This is a genomic window from Streptomyces sp. NPDC053076, from assembly GCF_044546845.1.
Classification (GTDB): domain Bacteria; phylum Actinomycetota; class Actinomycetes; order Streptomycetales; family Streptomycetaceae; genus Streptomyces.
In genome coordinates this window covers 125,012-142,545 of the sequence record NZ_JBITZL010000008.1, presented here as the reverse complement: position 1 = coordinate 142,545, position 17,534 = coordinate 125,012, and the positions used below count along the sequence as shown (strand labels likewise).

Annotated in this window: 14 protein-coding genes and 1 pseudogene; 9 read left to right on the top strand and 6 right to left on the bottom strand. The window is 72.0% G+C overall.

Going from position 1 to position 17,534, the window contains the following annotated elements; genetic code table 11:
• Positions 1–244 precede the first annotated feature (244 nt).
• Positions 245–1,549, top strand: coding sequence for a TerD family protein (locus ACIGYR_RS29135; protein ID WP_399605212.1), 1,305 nt, complete (start codon positions 245–247; stop codon positions 1,547–1,549).
• Between the two features lie 6 nt (positions 1,550–1,555).
• Here ACIGYR_RS29135 and ACIGYR_RS29130 read toward each other — a convergent pair whose 3' ends face one another.
• The gene (locus tag ACIGYR_RS29130; RefSeq protein WP_399605214.1) at positions 1,556–2,749 is read right to left on the bottom strand and encodes a glycosyltransferase; all 1,194 of its coding nucleotides are present in this window, start codon (positions 2,747–2,749) and stop codon (positions 1,556–1,558) included.
• Between the two features lie 39 nt (positions 2,750–2,788).
• Here ACIGYR_RS29130 and ACIGYR_RS29125 point away from each other — a divergent pair, with 39 nt between their 5' ends.
• Both ACIGYR_RS29125 and ACIGYR_RS29120 read left to right on the top strand, forming a co-directional pair.
• Positions 2,789–3,574: a glutamate racemase gene (locus ACIGYR_RS29125; protein ID WP_391843740.1), complete on the top strand. Its 786-nt coding sequence runs from the start codon at positions 2,789–2,791 to the stop codon at positions 3,572–3,574.
• A gap of 105 nt (positions 3,575–3,679) precedes the next feature.
• Entirely contained in the window at positions 3,680–4,225 is a 546-nt protein-coding gene (locus ACIGYR_RS29120) for a hypothetical protein (protein ID WP_399605216.1), read from the top strand.
• A 37-nt stretch (positions 4,226–4,262) separates the two neighbouring features.
• On the opposite strand, the gene ACIGYR_RS29115 is transcribed toward ACIGYR_RS29120, so the two are convergent.
• Positions 4,263–5,234: an O-antigen ligase family protein gene (locus ACIGYR_RS29115; RefSeq protein ID WP_399605218.1), complete on the bottom strand. Its 972-nt coding sequence runs from the start codon at positions 5,232–5,234 to the stop codon at positions 4,263–4,265.
• Positions 5,235–5,648: 414 nt separating this feature from the next.
• Here ACIGYR_RS29115 and lnt point away from each other — a divergent pair, with 414 nt between their 5' ends.
• The 4 genes from lnt (at position 5,649) to ACIGYR_RS29095 (ending at position 10,758) form a co-directional block, all read left to right on the top strand.
• A complete protein-coding gene (lnt, locus tag ACIGYR_RS29110; protein ID WP_399605220.1) occupies positions 5,649–7,259 on the top strand; it encodes an apolipoprotein N-acyltransferase in 1,611 nt (536 codons plus the stop codon).
• A 147-nt stretch (positions 7,260–7,406) separates the two neighbouring features.
• Positions 7,407–7,886, top strand: coding sequence for an NUDIX hydrolase (locus ACIGYR_RS29105; protein WP_399605221.1), 480 nt, complete (start codon positions 7,407–7,409; stop codon positions 7,884–7,886).
• Between the two features lie 54 nt (positions 7,887–7,940).
• Positions 7,941–8,762 carry a 3-hydroxybutyrate dehydrogenase gene (locus ACIGYR_RS29100; protein WP_399605223.1) on the top strand — a complete coding sequence of 274 codons (822 nt, stop codon included), beginning with the start codon at positions 7,941–7,943 and terminating at the stop codon, positions 8,760–8,762.
• Positions 8,763–8,838: 76 nt separating this feature from the next.
• Positions 8,839–10,758, top strand: a complete 1,920-nt coding sequence (locus tag ACIGYR_RS29095; protein ID WP_399605224.1) for a helix-turn-helix domain-containing protein — start codon at positions 8,839–8,841, stop codon at positions 10,756–10,758.
• Positions 10,759–10,819: 61 nt separating this feature from the next.
• On the opposite strand, the gene ACIGYR_RS29090 is transcribed toward ACIGYR_RS29095, so the two are convergent.
• Positions 10,820–12,196 (bottom strand): MFS transporter, encoded by a 1,377-nt coding sequence (locus ACIGYR_RS29090; protein ID WP_399605226.1) that lies wholly within the window; start codon positions 12,194–12,196, stop codon positions 10,820–10,822.
• Positions 12,197–12,654: 458 nt separating this feature from the next.
• Here ACIGYR_RS29090 and ACIGYR_RS29085 point away from each other — a divergent pair, with 458 nt between their 5' ends.
• Complete coding sequence (locus ACIGYR_RS29085; protein WP_399605229.1) at positions 12,655–13,305, top strand: PP2C family protein-serine/threonine phosphatase; 651 nt, start codon at positions 12,655–12,657, stop codon at positions 13,303–13,305.
• A 50-nt stretch (positions 13,306–13,355) separates the two neighbouring features.
• On the opposite strand, the gene ACIGYR_RS29080 is transcribed toward ACIGYR_RS29085, so the two are convergent.
• The 3 genes and pseudogenes from ACIGYR_RS29080 to ACIGYR_RS29070 all read right to left on the bottom strand — a co-directional run bounded on the left by ACIGYR_RS29080 (position 13,356) and on the right by ACIGYR_RS29070 (position 16,107).
• Complete coding sequence (locus ACIGYR_RS29080) at positions 13,356–14,183, bottom strand: alpha/beta fold hydrolase (protein WP_399605231.1); 828 nt, start codon at positions 14,181–14,183, stop codon at positions 13,356–13,358.
• 252 nt (positions 14,184–14,435) lie between these two features.
• Positions 14,436–14,570, bottom strand: a pseudogene (locus tag ACIGYR_RS29075) (regulator); the annotation flags it as partial.
• A gap of 790 nt (positions 14,571–15,360) precedes the next feature.
• Entirely contained in the window at positions 15,361–16,107 is a 747-nt protein-coding gene (locus tag ACIGYR_RS29070) for an IPT/TIG domain-containing protein (protein WP_399605233.1), read from the bottom strand.
• Between the two features lie 20 nt (positions 16,108–16,127).
• On the opposite strand from ACIGYR_RS29070, the gene ACIGYR_RS29065 reads away from it, so the two are divergent.
• Entirely contained in the window at positions 16,128–16,898 is a 771-nt protein-coding gene (locus tag ACIGYR_RS29065) for an Ig-like domain-containing protein (protein WP_400014339.1), read from the top strand.
• Positions 16,899–17,534: the final 636 nt, after the last annotated feature.

Here is a 17,534-nt window from a genome sequence, read left to right as displayed (position 1 = left end):
GAGGGTTGTTTTCCGTGTCGGCAGTGACTTGGGATCCCCAATATGAGCGAACTCGGCAAAAAGGGACGCCTGTCGTCGTTTGGATCGTGTAAAGGCCAGGTTCTTACGGGGTTACCGGCGGTTGACCGGTGATCTTGCTGCGCCGTTCGGGGGCGCGCGCTGTGCCCCGGGAATAGGTTGTGCGGGTAGGGATGACACGGGCCGGGACGGCCCGGCCGGAGGGCGAAAACCGGGAGCCGACACGATGGGGGCGGACATGTCAATGCCGAAAGGATCGAACACGCCGGTGCCGAGCACGGCGCTGCGCGTCGAATTGGGCTGGCGTTCCGGTCCCGGAGTGCCCGACGCCGACGCCTCGGCGCTGCTGCTCGTGGCCGGAAAGGTCCGGTCCGACGGGGACTTCGTCTTCTACAACCAGCCCGCCCACTCCTCCGGCGCGGTATGCCACGAGGGCAAGCGGACCACCGGCGGGCGGGTCACCGACACCTTGCTGGCCGATCTGGCGCGCGTGGAGGGCACCGTCGAGCGCATCGTCCTCGCCGCCTCCGCGGACGGCGGATCGTTCGGGCAGGTCCCGGACCTCTACATCGAGGTCACCGACGCCGCCACGGGCCAGGTGGTCGCCCGCTTCGACAACCCGGGCGCGACCGTGGAGACGGCCTTCGTGCTCGGCGAGTTCTACCGCCGCCAGGGCGGCTGGAAGTTCCGTGCCGTCGGCCAGGGTTACAGCAGCGGACTCGAAGGTCTGGCAACGGACTTCGGCATCACCGTGGACGAACCCCAGCACGCCGCACCAGCGGCGGCACAGGCCCCGGCCGCCACGCCACCGCGCCCCGCCGCGGCCCCGGCCTCGCCGTCACCGCGCCCCGCCGCGGCCCCGCCCCCGCCGCCCGCGGCTCCGTCCGCGCCGGCCACCCAGCCGGTCCGCCTGTCCAAGGTCACGCTCACGAAGGCCGCCCCGTCCGTCTCGCTGGCCAAGCAGGGCGGCACCTCCGGTGCGATGCGAGTGAACCTCAACTGGCAGATGCGCACACAGTTGCCCGGCTGGGGCAGCCGGTGGGGCGGCCGCGGCAACCTCGACCTCGACCTGTGCGCGCTGTACGAACTCACCGACGGCCGCAAAGGAGTCGTACAGGCCCTCGGCAACGCCTTCGGCTCGCTCCACCGGCCGCCGTACATCCACCTCGACGGCGACGACCGGACCGGAGCCGCGGCCAGTGGTGAGAACCTCACCATCAACCTCGACCACAAGCACGACTTCCGGCGCATCCTCGTCTTCGTCACCCTCTACGAGGGCGCCAGTTCCTTCGCCGGCCTGCACGCCACCGTCACCCTCCAGCCGCAGCACGGAGCCCCCATCGAGTTCTCACTCGACGAGTGCACCGTCGCCTCCCCGGTGTGCGCGCTCGCCCTGATCACCAACACCGGCGGCGACCTAATCGTCCAGCGCGAGGCGCGGTATCTGGTCCCGGACCGCGGGTCGAGCCCGCAGCGGACCATGGACCGCGCCTACGGCTGGGGCATGAACTGGACGCCCGGCCGCAAGTGACCGGGCTCAGCCCTCGTCGGGCATGGCGTCCGGACGGGCGTAGGTGCGGCCCTTCCACGCGGCCCCGCGCCCGCGGTAGTGCTGCACGGCGGAGTCCACCGTCATCAGCAGATACAGGAACGCGGTGAACGGCAGCAGCGGGGCGAGCCACAGCGGCTGGCGGTAGTAGCGCAGCATCGGCACGTACGTTCCCGACAGCACCGCCCAGGCCGACGCCCCGAGGAGCGTGGTCGCCGCGTCCCCGCCGGCCGCCCCCACGACCACGGCGGCCGGAGGCACCAGGTACACCAGCGCGAGCCCGGCGACCGTGCCCAGGAGCAGCAGCGGGTTGTGCCGCAGCTGGGCGTACGCGCTGCGCGAGACCATCCGCCACAGGTCGCCCAGCCGCGGATAGGGACGCACGCTGTCCACGTGGTCGGCCAGCCCCAGCCAGACATGACCGCCCGAGCCCTTGACCACGCGCGCGAGCGCGACGTCGTCGATGACGGCGTGCCGGATGGACTCCGGGACACGTGCCTTGTCCGCCATAGCCGTGCGCAGCAGGACACAGCCGCCCGCCGCCGCTGCCGTACGCGCTCCCTTCCGGCCGATCCACCGGAAGGGATACAGCTGCGCGAAGAAGTACACGAACGCCGGGACCACGAGCCGCTCCCACAGGCTCGCCACCCGCAGCCGCGCCATCTGCGAGACCACGTCGAAGCCCCCGGTGCGGGCCGCCGCCACCAGCTCGCGCAGACTGTCCGGCGCGTGCGCGATGTCCGCGTCCGTCAGCAGCAGATATGCGGGGTCACGCGCGCGTGCCAGCCCGATGCCGTACCGCACCGCCCACAGCTTGCCCGTCCAGCCCGCAGGCGGCTCACCGGGCGACCCGACCGTGAGCGGCAGTCCCCCGTGCCGCCGGGACAGCTCGCGGGCCAGCTCCCCGGTGCCGTCCGTACTCCCGTCGTCCACCAGGAAGACCTCCGCCCGCCCCGGATAGTCCTGCGCCAGCAGCGACGGCAGACTGGCCGGCAGCACGGCGGCCTCGTCGCGGGCGGGTACGACCACACAGACCGACGGCCACTCGTCCGGTTCCCGGCGCGGTGGCAGCCGGACGTCGGTGCGCCAGAAGAAGCCCTGGCCGAACGCCAGCCAGCACCAGACGGCCAGTGACACGACGGTGATCCACAGGAAGGCGCTCACGGCGGCAGTCTGCCCCACCCGAGCGGCTCACAGGGGCGCATCGTCTATCGTGGCCGGGTGAAGATCGCGCTCATGGACTCCGGAATCGGCCTGCTTCCCGCTGCTGCGGCGGTACGTCGGCTGCGGCCCGACGCGGATCTTGTGCTGTCGTGGGACCCGGACGGAATGCCCTGGGGCCCGCGGACGCCGGAAGACATCACCGAGCGGGCCGTCGCCGTCGCCGAGGCCGCCGCCGCGCACGAGCCCGACGTGCTGATCGTCGCGTGCAACACGGCGTCGGTGCACTCCCTGCCGGCGATGCGGGCCCGCTTCGAGCCGGGCCTCCCGATCATCGGTACCGTTCCGGCGATCAAGCCCGCTGCCGCCGGGGGTGGACCCGTCGCGATCTGGGCGACCCCGGCCACCACGGGGAGCGCCTATCAGCGCGGGCTCATCGAGCAGTTCGCGGGCGGTGTGACCGTGGCGGAGGTGGCCTGCCCGGGCCTCGCCGACGCCGTGCACCACGCGGACGAGAAGGCGATCGACGCCGCGATCGCCTCGGCCGCCGCCCGCACCCCGGACGACGTGACCACGATCGTCCTGGGCTGCACCAACTACGAACTGGTCGCCGAGCGCATCCGGGCAGCCGTCCAGCAGCCCGGGCGCCCGCCCCTCGTCCTGCACGGCACCGCCGGAGCGGTGGCCGCCCAGGCCCTGCGCCGGATCGGGGTGGAGCCGGCCCCGGCCGCCGTCGCCGACAGCACCCTCACGGTGCTGTTGAGCGGGCGTGCGGCAACGCTCCCGGACACGGCGCTGTCCTACGCGGAAGGCCGCTTCCTGCGCGCCGTCAGCCCCGTCCGCTGACTCGCGCGGGACGGGCCCGGCGTCCCGGTCCGCCGTGCTCCGCCCGGGCCAGTCGCCCTGCGCCATGCCCTACCCGCGCGGCGAAACCTGGGTAACCTCTAAAACATGAGGGACCACCCCGACGCCGACGACACGCCCCACCCGGACGTCTGGACGGGACGCGCCACCAACCGGGTCCAGTGGCTGCTCGCCCTGGTCGGCGCCGCCTGCATGGCGCTCGGCATCGAGCTGGCCGTCGACTCGGCCTGGGGCTCCGGTATCGCTCCGCTGGTCATGTCCGTCGTCGGCTGCATCGCGGCCGGCCTGCTGGTTCTCTTCGGCACGCTCGCCTTCGTCCACGTCGACCTCAAGCTGGACACGGAGTGCGTCGAGGTGCGCTGCGGGCACGTCGGGCTGCCACGCCGCCGCATCCCGCTCTCCCATGTGGCCGGCGCCGACTTCACCGCCCTGGTCACCCCCAGGCACTGGGGCGGCTGGGGCTACCGCTGGCGCCCCGAGAAGGGCACCGCGGTCGTCGTACGCCGGGGTGAGGGCATCGTGCTGCGCCTGTGGGACGGTCACACGTTCACGGTCACGGTCGACAACGCGGAGTCGGCGGTACGGGTCATCAGGGACCGGCTCAGCACGATCCGCCCGGGCACGGCCGGCTGAGAAACGATCGGCTTGCCGTGGCCATAGCCGGGCCCGCTCAGCGGTCGGAGGCCAGGGTGTCGCCCGTCCAGGGCCGGGCCGTGGACCAGCCGGCCAGGAGGCCCGCGCCGGCCGTCACCGTCGTGAAGCTCAGCGCGTTGCTCACCGAGGCGAGCGCGGCCAGTACCGTCAGGGCCGCGCCCGCGGTGAGGGCGACCGGCGTGGGGCGGGAGGTGCGCCACAGCGCGTACAGGACCCAGCAGAACACCGCGACCAGCAGGCACACCCCGACCAGGCCCTGCTCGGCAGCCTGCTGAAGCGGGGCCGAGTGCGGCCTGCCGTCGGACAGCAGTGTTCGCGGTGTGACCTGGCTCAGCTCCCCGAACCGGCCGGGGCCGACGCCCAGGCCGCTGTTCCGGCCCGCCAGCCGCAGCGCGTCCTCCCACTGCGGCACCCGCTGCGCGGGGAACCGGCCTTCGAGTGCCCTCGCGAGGCCGGCGGGCAGCACGTCCGCCGCGACCGCCCAGACCGTCGCCGTCACCAGGCCCGCCGCCATGACCAGCCCCGCCAGCCACGGACCCCGGCCGCGCACCGAGCCCGCGCCCAGCGAACAGAGCAGGACGGCCGCGCTGGCCACGCATCCGGCCGCCGACCCCACCACGATCCCGGCCGGCACGGTGGCGCAGGCCAGCGCCCCCATCCCGAGCCGCAGCCCGGGTGCGGTCGTCGCCCAGGCGGCACAGCACGCGGCCCCGGTGGCCAGCGCCAGCAGGGCGGCCGTGGCACCGGCGTGCCCGAGCGGGACGGCGTACCACGGACCCGGGGACAGCCCGGGCAGCGCCGCGGCCAGGGCCAGTCCCGCCACCGCGCCGGCGCAGGGCGCGGCCACCGGCAGCAGCGCCCCGGAGACCCGGCCCGCGGCATATCCCGCGGCCACGGCCAGCACCGCGAGCAGCATGCCCTCCGGCCGTCCGTCGTGGGCCGCCGCAGTGATCAGCGACCACCCGGCACAGGCCCCCAACAGGATCATGCCCGTCCCGTCAGAAACGTTTCTTCGCGTGCTGTAGGCATCCGCGCCGTATGCACCGGTCACGGACCCCGTCCCCGTCGTCCCCACCCGCCGCCCCTCGTACCCGGTCCCCCGACCCTGTGGCAGACCTCGCCGCGTGCCGGGTCCGGCAGCGCCGCCGAGGCTGGGCACACCGTAGCGGCTCATGACCGGTTTGGGCACGAGACGCGGAGGAACGGCATGATTCCGCCAGGTACCGCCGACCGTCCCGCCAGGGCACCGGCCGGGGGCGCCTCCGGTGCCCCCGAGGCGCCCCAGCGCAGCCGGCACTTCACGTGCGGCGCCCGGGAACCGGCGCCGACCAGCGACAACCGCCGGTCCGTCGGCGTCGGACCGTCCTGTCAGCGGCGGCGTCAGCCGCCGTACACTCACCCGGTGACCGTCACCGCAACTTCCGTGGACCAGCCGGACCAGATCCAGCCGCGCCCCGCCCCCGGCGTGCGCCGTGGCCGATTGCTGCGCCTGGTCCCGGCCGCCGCCTCCGCGCTCTGCGGAGTGCTGCTCTACGTCAGCTTCCCGCCGCGGACCCTGTGGTGGCTGGCCCTGCCCGCCTTCGCCGGCTTCGGCTGGGTGCTGCGCGGCCGGAGCTGGAAGGCCGCCCTCGGCCTCGGCTACCTCTTCGGGCTGGGCTTCCTGCTGCCGCTGCTGGTGTGGACGAGCGTGGAGGTCGGGCCCCTTCCCTGGGTGGCCCTGGTCGCCGTCGAGGCGGTCTTCGTCGCCCTGGTCGGGGTGGGCGTCGCAGCGGTCGCCAAGCTGCCCGCCTGGCCGGTGTGGGCCGCCGCCGTGTGGACAGCGGGTGAAGCGGTACGCGCGCGCGTGCCGTTCAGCGGTTTCCCCTGGGGCAAGATCGCGTTCGGTCAGGCGGACGGTGTCTTCCTGCCGCTCGCCGCGGTGGGCGGTACCCCCGTGCTCGGCTTCGCGGTCGTGCTGTGCGGATTCGGCCTGTACGAGGCCGGACGGCTGATCGCCGAGGGGCGCCGGAGCCGGACCGTGCGGCGCGCCGCCGCGGCCGCCGCGCTGCTGAGCGTCGCCGTGCCGGTGGCGGGTGCGGTCGCGGCCCGCGCGCTGGTCAGCGACAAGGCGGAGGACGGCACCGCGACCGTGGCCCTCATCCAGGGCAACGTGCCGCGCTCCGGGCTGGAGTTCAACGCCCAGCGGCGGGCCGTGCTCGACTACCACGCGCGCGAGACGCACAAGCTCGCCGCCGACATCAGGGCGGGCAAGGTGGCCAAGCCCGATTACGTCCTGTGGCCGGAGAACTCCTCCGACATCGACCCCTTCGAGTACCCGGACGGCGCCGCCGTGATCGAACAGGCGGTCAAGGACGTCGGCGTGCCCATCTCCGTCGGCAGTGTGGTCGAGAGGGACGGCAAGCTGCTCAACGAGCAGATCCTGTGGGACCCGGCCAAGGGGCCGGCGCAGACCTACGACAAGCGGCAGATCCAGCCCTTCGGCGAGTACCTTCCGCTGCGCTCGCTCGTCGGCGCGATCAACAAGAGCTGGACCGACATGGCCCGCCAGGACTTCGACCGGGGCGGCAAGCCGGGCGTGTTCGACATCGACGGCACGAAGGTGGGCCTCGCCACCTGCTACGAGGCCGCCTTCGACTGGGCCGTGCGGGACACGGTGACCCACGGCGCGCAGATGATCTCCGTACCGAGCAACAACGCCACCTTCGACCGCAGCGAGATGACGTACCAGCAGCTCGCCATGTCCCGCGTCCGTGCCGTCGAGCACAGCCGCACCGTGACCGTGCCGGTGACCAGCGGCGTCAGCGCGGTCATCATGCCGGACGGGCGGATCACGCAGAGGACCGGCATGTTCGTGCCCGCCTACCTGGTGCAGAAGGTGCCGCTGCGCACGTCCACGACGCCCGCCACCGAGCTGGGCATCCTTCCGGAGATCGCCCTGGTGCTGGTCGCCGTGGGCGGGATCGGCTGGGCGATCGGGTCCGGCCTGCGCGCCCGGCGCGCCGGTGACGTGTAGCCCCGTACGACCGCCCTACGGCCTCCGTGCCAGCGCCGCCCCGGGGACGTCCCGTCGCCCTACGGCACGGTACGGGCCGCGCGGTACGACTGCCGTACGCCCCCTGAACCGGCCGGGTGGCGCGCGGCGGCCCGTTAGGGTCGGATCATGGCTACTCCCGAATTCATCCGCACGCTCAGGGGCTCCGCCGGCCAACAGCTGCTCTGGCTCCCCGGCGTCACCGCGATCGTCTTCGACGACGAGGGCAGGGTGCTGCTCGGCCGGCGGACCGACACGCGCAAGTGGTCGGTGATCGGCGGCATCCCCGACCCGGGCGAACAGCCCGCGGCCTGTGCGGTGCGGGAGGTCTTCGAGGAGACGGCGGTGCACTGCGTGGCCGAACGGGTCGTCCTGGTCCAGGCACTGGAGCCGGTGACCTACCCCAACGGCGACATCTGCCAGTACATGGACATCACCGTCCGCTGCCGGGCCGTGGGCGGCGAGGCCCGCGTCAACGACGACGAGTCACTGGAAGTCGGCTGGTTCGCGGTGGACGCGCTGCCCGGACTGAACGAGTTCGGACTCTTGCGGATCAAGCAGGCCATGTCCGATGCACCCACATGGTTCGACCCTACGACTGCCAGCTGAACTGTGGGTGGTCACCACATGTGGTGACCACAGGGTTCCGCTTAGGGTCGGCACATGACCTCGCCCACCCCCCTGCCCGGCCCGGGTCCCCGACTCCAGCCGCTCGCCCTCGACCTCGACGGCCGTACCGCGCTCGTCACCGGCGCCGCCGGCGGCATCGGCCGCGCCTGCGCGCTGCGCCTGGCCGCCGCCGGGGCCGAGGTGCGCGCCGTCGACCGGGACGCGGCCGGTCTGGCCGAACTGGCCGAGCAGGCGGAGCGGGCCGGCGACATCACCGGCACCGTCGTACCGCGGGTCGTGGACCTCACCGACCTGGACGCCGCCGAACACGCCGCCGAGGGCGCCGATGTACTGGTCAACAATGCCGGACTTCAACTCGTACGACCCATCGAGGAGTTCCCGCCCGAGGTGTTCCACACGGTGCTGACCGTGATGCTGGAGGCACCGTTCCGGCTCATCCGCGGCGCCCTCCCGCACATGTACGCACAGGGCTGGGGCCGGATCGTGAATGTGTCCTCCGTCCATGGTCTGCGAGCCTCGGCTTTCAAGTCCGCCTATGTGGCCGCCAAACACGGCCTCGAAGGACTGTCCAAGACGGCCGCACTGGAGGGCGCCGCCCACGGAGTCACCTCCAACTGTGTGAACCCTGCCTATGTGCGCACCCCCCTGGTCGAGAAGCAGATCGCCGACCAGGCACAGGCACACGGGATTCCCGAGGAGCGCGTGCTGTCCGACGTACTGCTGAAGGACAGCGCACTGCGGCGGCTCATCGAACCCGAGGAGGTCGCCGAGGCCGTGGCCTATCTGTGCAGCCCGCAGGCGTCCTTCGTCACCGGCACCTCGCTCGTCCTGGACGGCGGATGGACGGCGCACTGACCAGCGCGGCGGCTCCGGCCCGGGGAGTTTTCCACAGGCATGCCGGTCCCGGTGGCCGATACGGGATCCTGTGACCATGTCCCGCGATCACCTGCAGTCGGCACCCAGCGGCAGCGCCGAGGCCCCGTACCTCGACCTGCTGGCCCGCGACGCCTCCGCGGAGGCATATGAGCGGCCCGTCCTGCTCGCCCGTGCCGAGGGTGAGCCGGCCGGCCGGATCGCCGCGCTGGAAGAGGCCAGACTGCTCGCCCTGCGCGTGCGTGCAGAACTGGAGGGACGCCGCCGGCGCGAGGCCGAGCTGTCGGCGCTCTTCGAGACCGCGCACGACCTCGCCGGACTCCGCGACCTGGACGCCGTCCTGAGCGCCATCGTGCAGCGCGCCCGTTCCCTGCTCGGCACGGACGTCGCCTACCTCAGCCTCAACGACACGGCACGCGGAGACACCTACATGCGGGTCACCGAGGGCTCGGTGTCCGCCCGCTTCCAGCAGCTGCGCCTCGGCATGGGAGAAGGGCTCGGCGGGCTCGTCGCCCAGACGGCGCGGCCGTACGTCACCGACGACTACTTCCAGGACGGCCGGTTCCAGCACACGCACACCATCGACGCCGGTGTCCGCGACGAGGGCCTGGTCGCCATCCTCGGCGTACCCCTGATGCTCGGCCCGCACGTGATCGGCGTCCTGTTCGCGGCGGACCGGCGGGCGAGGGGCTTCGAACGCGAGCAGATCGCCCTGCTCGGCTCCTTCGCCGCGCTCGCCGCGGCGGCCATCGACACCGCCAACCTGCTCACCGAGACCCGCTCGGCCCTGGCCCGGCTGGAGCGCGCCAACGAGATCATCCGGGACCGCAGCGGCGTCATCGAGCGGGCGTCCGAGGTCCACGACCGGCTGGCCGAACTCGTCCTGCGCGGCGGCGGAGTCCACGACGTGGCCGCCGCCGTCTCCCAGATCCTCGACGGCTCCGTCGAGTTCACGGAGGCCCTGGCCGCACCGGTCGAGGCGCTGGAAGCGTCCCGCGCCGAGGGGCACGCCGTACGGCACGGCAGGGACTGGATCGCGGCGGTGGCCGCCGGCGGCGAACTCCTCGGCGCGCTGGTCCTGCGCGGCCACCCCGGCCTGGACCCGGTCGACCAGCGCACCCTGGAGCGCGCGGCGATGGTCACCTCCCTGCTGCTGCTCGCCCGGCGTTCCGCCGCCGAGGCCGAACAGCGGGTGCGCGGCGAGCTGCTGGACGACCTGCTGGACGCGCGGGACCGGGACCCACGGCTGCTGCGCGAGCGCGCCAGCCGCCTGCACGCGGACCTGGACGCCACCCATGTCGTCCTCGCCGCCCGGCTCGACGGACCGGCGGCCGACGCCGACGAGGAGGCCGCGGCCCGCCGCCGGCTGTGGTCCGCCGCGTCCCACCTCGCGGCCACCCGGCACGGTCTGGCCGCCGCCCGGGACGGCGGCACCGTCCTGCTGCTGCCGCTGAGCGGCGGCGACACCGCCACGGACGTGGCCCGCCGAGCCGCCCGCCATCTGGGCACGGCCGTCCACCAGCCGGTCACGGTCGGCGCGTCCGCACCCGTCACCGACCTCGCCGCCCACCCCGAGACAGTGGCGTCGGCCTATGCCGAGGGACGCCGCTGCCTGGACGCGCTGCACCTGCTGGGCCGGGCCGGGGACGGTGCCGCGGCCGAGGACTTCGGCTTCCTCGGCCTGCTCCTCGCGGGCGAACGGGACGTCACCGGCTTCGTCGAGCGGACCATCGGCCCGGTGGTGGCGTACGACGAGCGGCGCGGCACGGATCTGCTGCGCACCCTGGACGCGTACTTCGAGGGCGGGATGAGCCCGGCCCGCACCAAGGACGCACTGCACGTGCACGTGAACACCGTGGCCCAGCGGCTGGAGCGCGTGGGCCGTCTCCTCGGCGCGGACTGGCAGACTCCCGCCCGAGCCCTGGAGATACAACTGGCCCTGCGACTCCACCGGTTGGCGGCTCCGGGGCGCCGCTGACCGGCCCCCGCGCGGGGGCCGGTCGGTGCGAGGACGGGACGGCGACGAGCTGCGGCGCCGGTCAGACGGTGCGCGCCCCGGCGGCCGGCGCCGTCTCGACGGGCTCCTCGCTCTCTCCCTCGACCTGTGCGAGATCCCGATGCCGCGTCTCTCGTGAGACGGCCACCGCGACCAGGGTCAGTACGGCGGCGGCGATCACGTACAGCGCGATCGGGGTGGAGCTGTCGTAGTCGGAGAGCAGCGCGGTGGCGATGAGCGGTGCGGGCGCACCGGCCGCCACGGAGGCGAACTGGGCGCCGATGGAAGCGCCCGAGTACCGCATCCGGGTCGCGAACATCTCGGCGAAGAACGCGGCCTGGGGCGCGTACATGGCGCCGTGCAGCACCAGCCCGACGGTCACGGCGAGGACCAGGTACCCGAACGATCCGGTGTCCACGAGCGCGAAGAACGGGAACATCCACAGCCCGACGCCGGCCGCGCCCAGCAGATACACCGGCCGCCGTCCGACCCGGTCCGACAGCGCGCCCCAGGCCGGGATGACGACGAAGTGCACGGCGGAGCCGATGAGTACGGCGTTGAGGGCGGTCTGCTTGGAGACGTCGGCCGAGGTGGTGGCGTAGACGAGGATGAACGCGGTGATGACGTAGTAGCTGATGTTCTCCGCCATCCGGGCGCCCATCGCCACGAGCACGTCCCGCCAGTGATGACGCAGCACCGAGACGATCGGCAACTTCTCGTCCGCGTCGGCCCGCCGTGCCTCGGCCCGCTCCAACGCCGCCTTGAAGACGGGTGATTCGTCGACGGACAGACGAATCCACAGACCGACGAGCACGAGCACTCCGGAGAGCAGGAACGGGATCCGCCATCCCCAGTTGCCGAAGGCGTCGTCGGACAGGACGGCGGTGAGCAGCGAGAGCACGCCGGTCGCGAGCAACTGCCCGGCCGGTGCGCCGGTCTGCGGCCAGGAGGCCCAGAAGCCGCGCCGTCGCGCGTCCCCGTGCTCCGACACCAGCAGCACGGCGCCGCCCCACTCACCACCGAGCGCGAACCCCTGTATCAGCCGCAGCGTGGTGAGCAGTACGGGCGCGGCGGCCCCGACGGTGGCGTGCGTGGGCAGCAGCCCGATGGCGAAGGTCGCCCCGCCCATCAGCACGAGACTGAGCACCAGCAGCTTCTTCCGCCCCAGCCGGTCACCGTAGTGACCGAACACGAGCGCCCCCAGCGGGCGGGCAGCGAACCCGACGGCGTAGGTCAGGAACGACAGCAGCGTCCCGACGAGCGGGTCGGAGTCGGGAAAGAACACCTTGTTGAACACCAGCGCGGCGGCGGAACCGTAGAGAAAGAAGTCGTACCACTCGATGGTGGTGCCGATGAGGCTGGCGGCGACGATCCTGGGGAGGCTGGCGGGGGGTGGGGGAGCGGTGGTTCCGGAGGCCATGTGCGCCACTTCCTCGTGTGCGGTGGGGACGGGTACGTGTCGGCACACGGTAGGAAGTTGCAGGTCAGGGGCACATGTGGTGGGGCACCATAGTTCGGAGGGCGGCTATGCGTGCGGCCACCATGCCAGGCCGGGGAAAGGCGGCTTGTGGGCTCGGGAGTGGTCGAGACCAGCGCTGTCCGGGAAGCGTAGTTGGGGATGATTTGGCGGTGCGGTGCTGACTCCCGTGCTGGCCGAGGCTTTCGGTGCGTGCCGATGCGTCGGCCTGGCTCCGTTGATTCGTACGGAAGCTGTGACGTCGGCCGACAGCGCCGGCGTGCCGGGAGAAGAGCTCGTGGAGGCGACTGAGGCGGCCGGCGCCGCTGTGCTGGCCGGCGTACCGCTGACCCTGGAATTGCCGGTCCTGACCTATCGGGCTGACGGCCAGCTGCACGGGCGGCCAGAAGAGTTGTTCGCACGTGGAGTGGCACGTGATCGTCGGCGATGCGGTGGGACACGGCATCAATGCCGCGGCGACCATGGGCAGGCTGCGCACCGCCGTGCGCACCCTCGCGGACCTCGACCTGCCCCCGGACGATCTGCTGGCGCACCTCGACGACACAGTCCGGCGACTGAACGACGAGGACGCCGACGTCTCCGACGAGGTCGCCGCGGTAGGGGGTGCCACCTGCCTGTACGCCGTCTACGACCCGGTCACCCAGCGCTGCACGCTGGCGCGGGCCGGGCATCCCCCGCCCCTGATCGTCGATGCCCAGGGCCGGGTCACTATCCCCGACCTGCCCGCCGGAGCCCCGCTCGGCCTCGGTCTCGGCCTGGTGCCATTCGAGTCCGTGGAACTGGACCTGCCAGAAGGAAGTGTGCTCGCCCTCTACTCCAACGGCCTGGTGGAGTCCCGCGACGAGGACATCGACGTCGGCCTGCAGCGCCTGGGCGCCGCCCTGGCACAGCCCGGTGTCTCCCTGGAGGACCTGTGCTCACGGGCGATGAAGACGTCGCCGGCTCAGGCACCGGCCGATGACGTCACCTTGCTCCTTGCACGGACCCGCGCACTGAAACCCGTCCAAGTCGCCTCGTGGGACCTGCCGAACGAACTCGTCACCATCTCGTGACCTGGGCCAAACGCCAGCTCAACCTCACGGCCGTGCCTCACCCACGCAGGTCACTTCCTGAGGAACTCCAGAAGATCCTTGTTGAAGCGTTCCTTGTCGCCCGGCACCAGGGCGATGCCATGCGAGCCGCCCTCGTAGACCTTCAGCTCGGCGCCCGCGATGAGTCTGGCGGACTTGCGGGCGGTGGCGTCGATCGGCACGACCTGGTCGTCGTCGCCGTGCACGACGAGCGTCGGGACGTCGAACTTCTTGAGGTCCTCGTGGAAGTCCGTGGTGCCGAAGGCGTCGACACAGTCGACGCCGCCTTGGAGGGTCTGCGCCATGGCCATGTACCAGAAGGCGTCCTTGTTGCCCTGGGTGACCTTGCTGCCCTCGCGGTTGGCGGAGAAGAAGCCGACCGTGGTGTCCTTCCAGAATTGCGACCGCTCCCGGAGGATGCCCGCCTTCATGTCGTCGAAGACAGACCCCGGGACGCCTTCGGGGTTGTCCGGACCCTGGAGCATCAGCGGCGGGATCGCGGACAGCAGGACCGCGGAGCGGATGCGCCCGGTGCCGTGGCGGCCGATGTAGCGGGCGAGTTCGCCACCGCCCATCGAGTGCGCCACAAGCGTCACGTCCTGCAGGTCGAGGCTGGTGATCAGGTCGTTCAGGTCGTCGGCGAAGGTGTCGAAGTCATAACCGTCGTACACCGGCGTCGAACGGCCGTGACCCCGCCGGTCGTGCGCGATCCCGCGGTAGCCGGCGTCAGCGACCGCCTTCAGCTGGTCCTGCCACGCGTCACCGTTGAGCGGCCAGCCGTGGATGAACACCACCGGACGGCCACGTCCCCAGTCCTTGTAGAAGATCTCAACACCGTCTCGCGTCGTGCAGACCGGCATAGCGGGTCCTCTCGGTTCAGCGAACAAGCCCTACCCCGAGGATCACCCCCGCCGCCGTCGAAAGCCATTCGAAGCTTCACCGAGGGTGGAGCTTCCCTCGGAAGCGATCACAGGACACACACGTCTGGGTCGTAGTCCCACTCCCATCGCTCCGTGTGTCCGGTGTCGCGGTAGAGGTGCTGGCCGGGCTCGCCCCCCACGTTGCCCCGTCCTCACCGCCTGTCCAAGTAGGCTCACCCGACTCCGGTGGTCACCGCTGCCGTAGGGGGCGTACAGGTCGAGCAGCCGGACCCGGGTGGCGTGCAGCCGCTGGGCGACCACACGTCCCGCCCACACCGCAACGGCCCGCCCGAACGCCGGATCCGCGGCGCAATGCGCCCTGCCCGCCGGCCACATCGAGACGGCCACCGGACCCACTCGAGCGTGACTGTCGCTGTATCAGATCGGTCCCCGAGACGACCCCGATGACCTCGTCGGCGCGCGTGCGGTTTCCACCTCCGGCAACTTCGGTACGGCAGCCCGGCTGCCGGGCGAGCCAGTCGGCGCGCGTTGCGGCGTGGGCCAGGGCACGGGCGGCGTCCTCGGCGTCGGAGTACGCGGGCAGGGTGCCTCTGCCGGCGGTGGGCAGCAGTTCGACGCGGGCCGCTTGCGCGGGGAGCACTGCGACGACGGGGCGGGCGAGCGGGCCGCCAGCGGCTGTCGGTAGCTGCCTCCAGTGCAACCGAGTGACCTATTCAAGACGAGCAGGATCCGCCGTAATGGGCAAGCTGCCAGAGGACGAGTCAGGCGAGGCTCTCGGTATCAGGAAGGCCGGCACCCCATTCTGTGGGGCGCTGCTCGCAGCACCGGCAGACGTCCGCCAGCAGGAGCGATATCATCCGGCCGCGTTAGTGCACCCAATGTTCCATAGGCGAGGGCTTCGCTCAGCGCCTTACAGGTGTCCGGCCCTCTCGGGCCCGCCCCCTCAGAATCTCCACCATGACGTCCCGGGCAGCCATGTAGGCCGCATCTACCCCACATGTCCTGCCCCCTATGCTGAAGCCCGCACGCTGCAACGGCAGGGCGGGACGCATGATCTTGAGGTCGCTGACCGTCTGCTCGGGTGACGGACCCCGTCCGGGGCGGGGGACAGGCACCCTGACGGGATCCATCGCCTCGTCGCAGCGAGGCGTCCGGTTCAGATACCGGGGCTGGCGACGTAGGTGAAGGCACCGACCGCGGTGTCCGAGCCGGCCGGGTTGGTCACCACCACATCGGCGGCTCCCGCCGTACCGGGCGGGGTGACCGCCGACAGCGTCGTCGAGTTGATCACCGCGAACGGCGCGGGCGTACCACCGAAGGTGACCGAATCGGTCGTGTCGAGGTTGGTGCCGGTGATCGTCACCGCCGTACCGCCGGAGGTGGGTCCAGAGGTCGGGGTGAGGCTCCCGATCGTGGGCGCGTCGACATAGGTGTAGGTCAGACCGTTGTTACTGCCGCCCGCGGTCGTGACGGTCACCGGGACGGGGCCCGCTCCCGCTCCGGGGGGAACCGTGACGCTGAGGGAACTGTCGGAGTTCACGGTGGGAGTGGCCGTCACTCCTCCGAAGGAGACGCTGGTGGCCGTCGACAGCCCGGTACCGCTGATGGTGATCGTGTTGCCGCCGGCCAGTGGGCCGGACGTGGTGCCCAGAGCGGACTTGAACGGCGCGCCGACGTAGAAGAACGGCACCGGATTGCTGGTCCCGCCCGGTGTGGTCACGGTGACGCCGACCGTGCCGGTTCCCGACGGGGAGACGGCCTTGACCTGGGTGGGGGACACCTGCGTGAGGTTGGTGGCCGGCTTGCTGCCGAACATCACCTTGGAGGTGTTCGCCAGGTTCGTTCCCGTGATGGTGACCAGCGTTCCACCGCCGGTCGAGCCCTGGTTGGGAGAGATGGGCATGACTGTGCTCCTCGTTGTCGATGGACCGTGCAACGAACCGGCAGGGCGGCCCTCCCAGCCATCCGGAGACCGCCGAACGCGAGGGGTGGCGACGTGCTGGGACATGGCGCCGGGGACGTGGTCGGTACCGCTGTTGCCGAGACCGGTGGAGCGTGCGGACGTGCCTGACAGCGCGGCTCGGACCGCTGGAACGTCTCCTCCGCAGCGGGGAACGGCAGACGCTGCCCGTCCACTCCTGCCTTCCTCGGCTCGGGATGGGCAGCCCGCCGATTCACGAACTCAGTGACCCACAGGGCCATATGACGGACAAGATTTCGTCAACCGCCCTCACCCGAACGGAGCAGAGTCGACGCTACGGTGTGGTGCGTGCTCACCGCCGCCCCTGCGCACGGAGGAACTCCCGGCGTACGCCGCGCCCCCGGCCCCGGACGCCTCCGTGGTCCTGCCGGGGCCTCAGCGGGGGTCGGCCGAATCCCTGTGGCTGGCGCCGGTGTCACGCCGTCCTGGTCCCCGCGGGAGTCAGCGATTTCAGCTTCTCCAGCGACACCACGAAGCTGACGGTGGCCAGGACGGGCACGACCACCACGGTCGTCTCCTCCCCGAAACCGTCGGTATCCGGCCAGCCCGTGACGCTGACGGCAGTGGTGGCCTCGAGCCCTCCGGGGGCCGGGGCCCCGACCGGCACCGTGACGTTCGCCTTCGGCGACGGCAGCCCGTCCGTCACGGCCCCTCTGACCGCCGGGACCGCCACCACCAGCCACGTCTACGCCTCGGCAGGGGGCAGCCCCTGACCGTAGGCAGGGCACGGGCCCGAGGCAGGAGAGGGTGCACGTGCACGCGATCTTCGGTCGGCGTACGCAGACGCGGCCCCTCCAGCGGAAGGAAGTCTCGTGGGTTCCCTGGTCGCACAGCCCGATTCCCGTGCCATTGGAGGGGTTCGATGCGTTCGGCAGTCCGCCCCCGAGGAACGGGGCTCGTTAGCCCGTTCGGGTGCCCCCGGCGCGGGCGGTCTTGTCGCCGGCGTGCGGGTGTGGGTCACTGAAGGTGTCGAACCGGCGGGCCGCCCTTCCCGTCCGAGCAGCAGACGGTGTGGCGAGGTCGCCGGTGCGCCCATGCGCGATGAGGCCCGTGGCCACCCGCCGGTCCCATGGAGTGGAACGGTGAGGCGCCGTTCTCCACCGCTCGGCACGGACCTGAGCGGCGGCCGCCACTGTCGGCCCCCGGCCAGTGGGCGGTGTCAGCCGTCTCCTGATGCGGAGCAGAGCGGTCCACCGGTTCACAGACCGTTGACGCCGTTGTGGTGCCCCGTTCGGCCCGGTGCCGGCCGTCAGTCGGCGCGCCTGCCCGCGCCCCGGTGAGCTGCATCCGGTGTGCAGGCCGATCCCGGTCGGTCCCCGCATCCGGAAGACGACGCAGGCCGCTTCCAT

What these genes read in the sequence shown, in the direction of transcription:
- ACIGYR_RS29115 (WP_399605218.1), bottom strand. Translation starts at nt 5,234, where the DNA reads ATGATCCTGTTGGGGGCCTGTGCCGGGTGGTCGCTGATCACTGCGGCG.
- ACIGYR_RS29105 (WP_399605221.1), top strand. Translation starts at nt 7,407, where the DNA reads ATGGCTACTCCCGAATTCATCCGCACGCTCAGGGGCTCCGCCGGCCAA.
- ACIGYR_RS29070 (WP_399605233.1), bottom strand. Translation starts at nt 16,107, where the DNA reads ATGCCCATCTCTCCCAACCAGGGCTCGACCGGCGGTGGAACGCTGGTC.
- ACIGYR_RS29120 (WP_399605216.1), top strand. Translation starts at nt 3,680, where the DNA reads ATGAGGGACCACCCCGACGCCGACGACACGCCCCACCCGGACGTCTGG.
- ACIGYR_RS29080 (WP_399605231.1), bottom strand. Translation starts at nt 14,183, where the DNA reads ATGCCGGTCTGCACGACGCGAGACGGTGTTGAGATCTTCTACAAGGAC.
- ACIGYR_RS29090 (WP_399605226.1), bottom strand. Translation starts at nt 12,196, where the DNA reads ATGGCCTCCGGAACCACCGCTCCCCCACCCCCCGCCAGCCTCCCCAGG.
- ACIGYR_RS29065 (WP_400014339.1), top strand. Translation starts at nt 16,128, where the DNA reads ATGGACCGTGCAACGAACCGGCAGGGCGGCCCTCCCAGCCATCCGGAG.
- ACIGYR_RS29100 (WP_399605223.1), top strand. Translation starts at nt 7,941, where the DNA reads ATGACCTCGCCCACCCCCCTGCCCGGCCCGGGTCCCCGACTCCAGCCG.
- ACIGYR_RS29095 (WP_399605224.1), top strand. Translation starts at nt 8,839, where the DNA reads ATGTCCCGCGATCACCTGCAGTCGGCACCCAGCGGCAGCGCCGAGGCC.
- ACIGYR_RS29135 (WP_399605212.1), top strand. Translation starts at nt 245, where the DNA reads ATGGGGGCGGACATGTCAATGCCGAAAGGATCGAACACGCCGGTGCCG.